Below are 2,005 nucleotides of genomic sequence, written 5' to 3'. Positions count from 1 at the left end.
AATATATCTATCATAACTCAGAATATATCAACGATTTTGTACGAAATATCGATTTACCGACAAAAAGTGACATAATAAAAAGAGGAGGCTATTCGCCTCCTCTTTTTATTTGTACTACGCCTTCTTAACGAACTGTGATTTTAACTTCATAGCTCCGAAACCGTCGATTTTGCAATCGATATCGTGATCGCCATCAACTAGACGGATACTCTTTACTTTCGTACCGATCTTCACAACTGAAGAAGTTCCTTTTACTTTTAAATCTTTAATAACAGTAACAGCATCGCCATCTTGAAGAACGTTTCCGTTCGCATCTTTTACAACTTTTGCACCATCATTATTTTCAGCTTCTGCGTCTTGGCCCCACTCATGAGCACATTCTGGACATACGAAAAGAACGCCATCCTCATACGTATATTCTGAATTACATTTTGGACAATTTGGTAAAGTAGCCATAAATTCATTTCCTCCGTTCATTATTTATACGTAAAAATCAAAATTGATGTTTACATCTCGATAAATAAAATTTGTATAGCATTTCTTTATAGTGCCATAGTCTCACGTCATTGACAAGCCTACCTCAAATTCTCATTTTTTATTGTATTTTACAAATTTTCAATTCGTATGCCTTTTTTCTATTTGTTCTTCTACTAATTTTAAAAATCTTCGTTGTGCATTTTTATTTTTTACGAGCAATCGAACTCTTAACTTACTTTGTAAATATGAACGAACTTTGTAGTTCGTAATAAATAATTTTCGATACTTCTCGTCTTCATACATCATTCGAAACCATTCATACTGCTGCAAGTAAAGTATGTTAGCATCAATCTTTTTCGTGTGTAAACCCGTACTTAAACTAATAGATCCTATTAGAGCTTCTATTAATGCTGAAATCATTTCTCTCCCCCCTAATAAATAAAAGAAGAACCTTCACAAGATTCTTCTTTTCAAAATGAACGAGTTCCCTCTAGAAACCCCAATTATTTTCTTCAATGTAAATTTGATATTCTTCTACTTCTTCTTCACTTAACTTCTTATTATTTTCATATACCTCTTGCCACTCGAAATAATCTTCATCGAAATAAACAGCAAATTTAATTTTCACGTTTTTCTTCTCTGTATAATCATAACCAGTAAACTCTACTACATCATAATCTTTTTCTTTCTTCACAAACTTCCAGGTTGGATTATCAGTCATAATCTCTAAAGTAACCCCTTCACCAGTTGAACGAACAACGTTTTTAATATTCGGCTCAGTTGGTAAAAGAGAAAGTCCGAGCATAGCTCCGCCAAACACAATCCCGACTATAACTTGTAAACCAATCATACCAGCTACACTAGCGCCACCCTTAGATTGTAAGAAATACGCCTTCTCATGATCAGACGCATCCTCTCCCTTACGAAAAACACGAACAGCCTGCTTATAATATAAACGGTTTCCTTGCCATCCAGTAAATATCATCATTCCTAATTGAAGAGCTAAACTAAATGTTACATAAATCCCCTCTGGAATATCTATAAAAGGGGTTATAACTATACTAGGTATAGCCAATAACGCAAATATAATAAATAACTTATACATTTTGCGATAAGCTAACCAAAAGGTTGGGAAGAAAAAGGCTACCCAATTCCATGTATTCCCTTGCGCAGGGTTTTCTACTTTACCCCACTTAAAATCATAATAAGCTGTATTCTTTTGAACAACTTTATGTAATTCTTGTGGAGAAATCGTTTCTTGTAAAACAGTGTCCTTCACGTACATCATCCTTTTCTTATTTCTATATACATTTATTGTATATGGACAAAATGAAGGAATCTAACAAAAAGTACACATATTTCATAAAATTGAACGGAAATCGAATATATTCCGACAATTATCCGTTTCTTATTTCATTTTACTTTTAAATATATTAAAATAATCATGTATCATATATTTAATACACTAAGTTAATTATTTTATATATTCACTAAAAAGGATGCATCAAAATCATTTTTATACATCTTT

General features: G+C 32.3%; 3 protein-coding genes. All 3 read right to left on the bottom strand.

All coding sequences use genetic code 11. The features are described 5' to 3' along the window. Positions 1-114 precede the first annotated feature (114 nt). The 3 genes from phnA to MR170_RS30450 all read right to left on the bottom strand — a co-directional run bounded on the left by phnA (position 115) and on the right by MR170_RS30450 (position 1,765). A complete protein-coding gene (phnA, locus tag MR170_RS30460) occupies positions 115-456 on the bottom strand; it encodes an alkylphosphonate utilization operon protein PhnA (RefSeq protein ID WP_000212735.1) in 342 nt (113 codons plus the stop codon). 159 nt (positions 457-615) lie between these two features. After that, on the bottom strand, positions 616-897 hold the full coding sequence (locus MR170_RS30455; protein ID WP_016079860.1) for a hypothetical protein: 282 nt from the start codon (positions 895-897) through the stop codon (positions 616-618). Between the two features lie 70 nt (positions 898-967). After that, positions 968-1,765, bottom strand: coding sequence for a DUF2628 domain-containing protein (locus MR170_RS30450; protein WP_072940842.1), 798 nt, complete (start codon positions 1,763-1,765; stop codon positions 968-970). Positions 1,766-2,005 lie beyond the last annotated feature (240 nt).

This window comes from Bacillus cereus group sp. BfR-BA-01524 (assembly GCF_022662595.1).
GTDB classification, from domain to species: Bacteria; Bacillota; Bacilli; order Bacillales; family Bacillaceae_G; genus Bacillus_A; species Bacillus_A thuringiensis_S.
Note: the sequence above shows the minus strand (reverse complement) of the source record. Positions and strands in the feature narration are given on the sequence as shown.

Excerpts from the sequence above, each read along its gene's own strand:
- MR170_RS30455 (WP_016079860.1), bottom strand. The coding sequence starts at position 897 with ATGATTTCAGCATTAATAGAAGCTCTAATAGGATCTATTAGTTTAAGT.
- MR170_RS30450 (WP_072940842.1), bottom strand. The coding sequence starts at position 1,765 with ATGATGTACGTGAAGGACACTGTTTTACAAGAAACGATTTCTCCACAA.
- phnA (WP_000212735.1), bottom strand. The coding sequence starts at position 456 with ATGGCTACTTTACCAAATTGTCCAAAATGTAATTCAGAATATACGTAT.